Below are 4,325 nucleotides of genomic sequence, written 5' to 3'. Positions count from 1 at the left end.
ACAATTAAACAGATTGACCGTCGCACTAAAATATCTGGGGCACAGTGGAAATTTGAAAATGTTCCTCAAGTACTAGCCCATCGCTGTGCCTACCTTAACAGATTAATTAGCGATCGCTAAATAAAAAGTGGGATGCTCCCGTTTTAATACAAGTTATCAATATTATCCACAAAGACAATATGGTGTTCCTGAATATAGGAAGCCTTGGATGGAACTCAAACTAAAGGTTGCTCATGGAAGTTATATTCCATATATAGTTGTCGGTTCTAAACAGTTTAATGATTTGGATCGAGAAGTGAAATTGACAACTGTCGATGCCTTGATTGGGAAAATCCTAGCTCATCAGGAATTCGATCGAAGGAAAAGGAATTTGGAGCAAAATCCAGCGCAAGAACTCGGAATGCTAGAAGAAGATTATTGTGACTTATCTGACTTAGAGCAACACGAACTTCTACAAGGCTGGGTATTTGGTACTGAAATCGAAACAGAACTTGAGCATAACCCATTACAACAGAAAATAGCACTTCTCAAAGCTGAGTTGTCGGCACAGAAGTATAATTCTAAGTGGGATTATTTACCCCCCATTGATGAAAATATCAGTCAACAGGAAAGGATTGAGAAAATACGACAATCTCTCTGGGTAATTGTAACGACACACATAAAATCTTCAGATCCATCGCTTAAGGAGGAGCCGATAACTATTTGTCTTCCAAATTTTCAAGTTCCTCATCTTGGAATGTCTGAAATTATTGCTGAAGAGATTGCTGAATTAGTTGCACTCTTAAAGATGAAGGCTCAGAAAAACTGCTAAATATACAAATGTTGACGCATGTACGTTAGCGACAGAACTTGGCAGCTTACGAGAGAAAAAACAGCGTTTTTAATGCTTATTCCTCTAGGTTAAAATAAAGAGATTCTAAGTCGCAGTAAGGTTAAACCCATGACAGTTCGACAACCCCGCTATAGCAAAGAAGAGTTTGCCCAACGAGGCGATGCGCTTTATAATTCACAGATTCGATCGCAAGTCGAAGAAGGCAATACTGGTAAGATTGTATCGATCGATATCGAAACCGGAGCCTTTGAGGTGGCAGACGATATCGTGAACGCATCCGAGCATCTTCTCGCCAAGTACCCCGATGCTCAAACTTGGTTTATTCGGATTGGTCACAGATCGGTTTACCATTTTGGTGCGCGGAGTGTGAGAGAAACCCTATGATGCAGGGGAAGGTGAATCAAAATTGTGAGGCAATAATCCCAGTTGTCTTGAGAAACATTGACATCATGAAAAGTTTCGAGGCAGTAATCGATACAGGGTTTCGATCGAATTAAAGAAAGACGTTGCGCTAGAATAAATTTATTGTTGCGATCCATATACCCATGAAATATCAAGACATCATCACTCTAGAACCCGGAAAACGCAGCGGAAAACCTTGTATCCGAGGGATGCGAATTACCGTCTACGATGTCTTGTCCTATTTAGCGTCTGGTATGACCCAAGATGAAATTCTACAAGACTTTCCGTACCTCACCGCCACTGACATTCTTGCCTGCCTTAGCTACGCCGCCGATCGGGAACAGCTTACCCTCACTATTGCGGCATGAAATTGCTTTTTGACCATAATCTTTCACCTCGCTTAGTTCTTATTCTTGCCGATCTCTATCCTAATTCTCAACATGTCTTTCCATTACAAATGGATAGAGATGACGATCGCTACGCGAACGGGATGACGATCGTCTCTATAGAATAAGAAGATGCTCAAATGCCATTAGCTAAACTCATGTCACAAATTCAGGAACTCCCAAAAATTGACATGCTAAGATAGGACTAGCGACCATCATAAAGCCATGAAATATCCTTTTCATACCGTATCCAAGCCTGTCTCTGGCAGCGAAACCCAAAAGCTAGCCCAAGCGATCCAAAGTGGTGGCCATGTTGCGAATGAAACTGCCTTGGCTTTGATGAAGCAGATAGCCGCCCGTCGGAAGTCTGAGAATGCCTCCAAGTAGTAAGTTCGCTGACATCGACTTTTCCAAAATGCCTGTTGAGCGCGTTACCCCCAATCTGAGTGGTTTAGGTCAGGGGTTTCGCTGTTCGCGGGGAGAATTTGTTACTTACTGGCGACAAGGGCGCATTCAACGAGAGATCGATGCCCGCATCAGTCAATGCTGGGTGCTACGCTATGAAGATTCTTTGGCTGGTTATGTCACTCTAATTGCCGATAAACTGGATCTCGATCGGCCAATCTTGATTGATGAAGGCGTTCAGTATCAAACTTTTCCAGCCGTCAAGATTGGCTTGCTTGCCGCTGATAAACGGGCAAAAGGAGCAGGTCGTAGATTAGTGGAATGGTCTATTGAATATGTAGCAAGTGAAATTGCCCCGGCGATTGGTGTTAGATTCCTGACGGTTGATGCTATGTATGATGACGACATGACACCGCCTTACGATGCTTCTGGCTTTTATCAGAAGTTCGGTTTCTGTTTTGTTAATGCCGAGGAAGTTTTACCACCTTCAACTCCCTATCGCACTATGTACCTCGATCTTAAACCACTGATAGATCTATTCGATGAAATTTAGGAATTATTTTTATAAGCTGGTTGTGGCGATCGGGTTGATACTGACGATCGCTGCCTGTGCGGGCAAATTCGAGCCTTCGATCCAATCGATCGCGCCAACTGCAACCCGCGCTAACTGCCAGCAAATCGAGCATACCGCCGGAACGACGCAAGTGTGCGAAGGAGCAAAACGGATTGTCGTACTAGGCCCATATTTATTAGAACCATTACTGGCTCTCGGTGTTCAGCCAGTAGCCTTTGCGGACTATGCCGCTTTGCACCGAGGCGAATACGATCGGCCCAGCACACAGATTCCCTATTTAGGAGCGCGGATCGCCGGATCGATCGCCAATGTGGGCATGGCTGGCACCCCCTCGATCGAAGCAATTGTCAAAGCAAAACCGGACTTAATTTTGGGGCTGGATATTGCCAATACCAAGCACTATCAAACCCTATCGAAGATCGCACCGACACTCATTCTCAAATGGGGCGATCCCGATGGCAATCTCCAGACGATCGCCATCGCCGTAAATCAAACCGAACGCGCCGCAGATTTATTGCGGGAGACGAAACAACAAATTGCGACCGCCCGCCAAGCGTTTGCCCCATTAGTTGCCACCGCGCCCAAGTTGCTAATGCTGATTTCAGCCGATCTCCGCGAGGTGGGGCTAGTGACCAAAATTCACAATCGGTGTAACTCTTTACCCCAAGATTTAGGTTTTCAATTGGTTTACCCGCAACAATTTGGGCAAGCACCGCCGAAGACTTTCGCGCCGATTTCGATCGAAACGTTCCCCGAACTCGATGCGGCAGATGCGATCGTGCTGCTGGGGCACAACTTCCGTAATGTCCCAGAACGTGGTCTAGCAGATGGGTTTGAGGAATATCAACTGACTAAACTCCAACAAGCTTGGACGAGTAATCCGATCGCCCGATCGCTCAAAGCTAGCAAAGCAGGCAAGGTTTATTTTATGCCTAGCTATCAGTGTCTGGCATTACCTGGCCCGATTGGGACTCAGCTCTATCTTGAGGAGTTTAAAAAACAGCTACTATCAGCAAAATCGGGTTCGAGCCTCCTCCAGTAGGTGTGTTACCTGCTGGTGCGGTTGTTAGTTTTGTCAGGATCGATCGATAGTTGGCGAGTAGTCGATCGACACCATAATTGACGATCGCCCGCATTGGTTGAGACACTGTAGCCCAGCTTACTAGAGATCGTCCCACCCCAGCTACCACCGATGCCGATCCCACCGATCGCCACAAAATTTGACTGCTGGGCAGCTCATGTTTAAAACTGCCAAGAAACATTTGCCTGGACTGTAAAAGGATCGCCGTAGAAATTAGCAGAACCACGTCTGTTACCGACAGTTTCTACATACTTAGTATTGCCGATATTTTTTAGAGCCAAGCCAAATCGCCAGTCATCTTTTTTATAGAAAAGTGCTGCATCGACAGTTAAATAGCTGTCTGCTGTAAAACTATTGTCAAGATCGCCTTGGCGTTCGCCAATATAATTTAGACCCGCTCCGAAGCCCAATCCTTTTAAGCCTCCTTGTTGAAACTCGTAGGTGCTCCACAAGCTGAAGGCATTGTCGGGAACTCCATACAATTTTTTGCCAACCAAAGTAGCATCGGTATCGGCGGTAACTCGACCGTTAGTGTTAGCATAGGCAGCAATCACTTTCCAGCCAGGGGCTAATTCGCCCGCCACATCAACCTCGATTCCCTGGCTGCGCTGCTCTCCAGAAGCGATCGAAGCAAAGGGATCGTTA

8 protein-coding genes and 2 pseudogenes are annotated in these 4,325 nt (G+C 45.7%); 8 read left to right on the top strand and 2 right to left on the bottom strand.

Going from position 1 to position 4,325, the window contains the following annotated elements:
- The 8 genes and pseudogenes from RMO52_RS20610 to RMO52_RS20575 all read left to right on the top strand — a co-directional run.
- Nucleotides 1-120, top strand: a pseudogene (locus RMO52_RS20610) (ISKra4 family transposase); the annotation flags it as partial.
- Nucleotides 121-208: 88 nt separating this feature from the next.
- Nucleotides 209-811, top strand: coding sequence for a hypothetical protein (locus RMO52_RS20605; RefSeq protein WP_310418019.1), 603 nt, complete (start codon nucleotides 209-211; stop codon nucleotides 809-811).
- A 129-nt stretch (nucleotides 812-940) separates the two neighbouring features.
- Complete coding sequence (locus tag RMO52_RS20600; protein WP_310418016.1) at nucleotides 941-1,216, top strand: hypothetical protein; 276 nt, start codon at nucleotides 941-943, stop codon at nucleotides 1,214-1,216.
- A 161-nt stretch (nucleotides 1,217-1,377) separates the two neighbouring features.
- Entirely contained in the window at nucleotides 1,378-1,602 is a 225-nt protein-coding gene (locus RMO52_RS20595; protein WP_310418013.1) for a DUF433 domain-containing protein, read from the top strand.
- Nucleotides 1,599-1,712 (top strand): annotated as a pseudogene (locus RMO52_RS20590) (DUF5615 family PIN-like protein); the annotation flags it as partial. The gene RMO52_RS20595 and the pseudogene RMO52_RS20590, both read left to right, overlap by 4 nt.
- A gap of 133 nt (nucleotides 1,713-1,845) precedes the next feature.
- Nucleotides 1,846-2,007: a hypothetical protein gene (locus RMO52_RS20585; protein WP_310418007.1), complete on the top strand. Its 162-nt coding sequence runs from the start codon at nucleotides 1,846-1,848 to the stop codon at nucleotides 2,005-2,007.
- Entirely contained in the window at nucleotides 1,994-2,578 is a 585-nt protein-coding gene (locus RMO52_RS20580; RefSeq protein ID WP_310418004.1) for a GNAT family N-acetyltransferase, read from the top strand. Before RMO52_RS20585 ends, RMO52_RS20580 begins: the two co-directional genes overlap by 14 nt.
- The gene (locus tag RMO52_RS20575; protein WP_310418001.1) at nucleotides 2,568-3,641 is read left to right on the top strand and encodes an iron-siderophore ABC transporter substrate-binding protein; all 1,074 of its coding nucleotides are present in this window, start codon (nucleotides 2,568-2,570) and stop codon (nucleotides 3,639-3,641) included. The genes RMO52_RS20580 and RMO52_RS20575 overlap by 11 nt, the downstream gene beginning before the upstream one ends.
- A 5-nt stretch (nucleotides 3,642-3,646) precedes the next feature.
- Here the strand turns inward: RMO52_RS20575 and RMO52_RS20570 are convergent, their stop codons facing one another.
- Nucleotides 3,647-3,814 carry a hypothetical protein gene (locus RMO52_RS20570; protein WP_309739544.1) on the bottom strand — a complete coding sequence of 56 codons (168 nt, stop codon included), beginning with the start codon at nucleotides 3,812-3,814 and terminating at the stop codon, nucleotides 3,647-3,649.
- A gap of 27 nt (nucleotides 3,815-3,841) precedes the next feature.
- On the bottom strand, nucleotides 3,842-4,325 hold a 484-nt coding region (locus tag RMO52_RS20565; RefSeq protein ID WP_310417997.1), incomplete at its 5' end, for a TonB-dependent receptor domain-containing protein.

The organism is Chamaesiphon sp. OTE_8_metabat_110, assembly GCF_031382685.1.
GTDB lineage: Bacteria > Cyanobacteriota > Cyanobacteriia > Cyanobacteriales > Chamaesiphonaceae > Chamaesiphon.
This window is presented reverse-complemented; position numbering and strand designations above follow the sequence as displayed.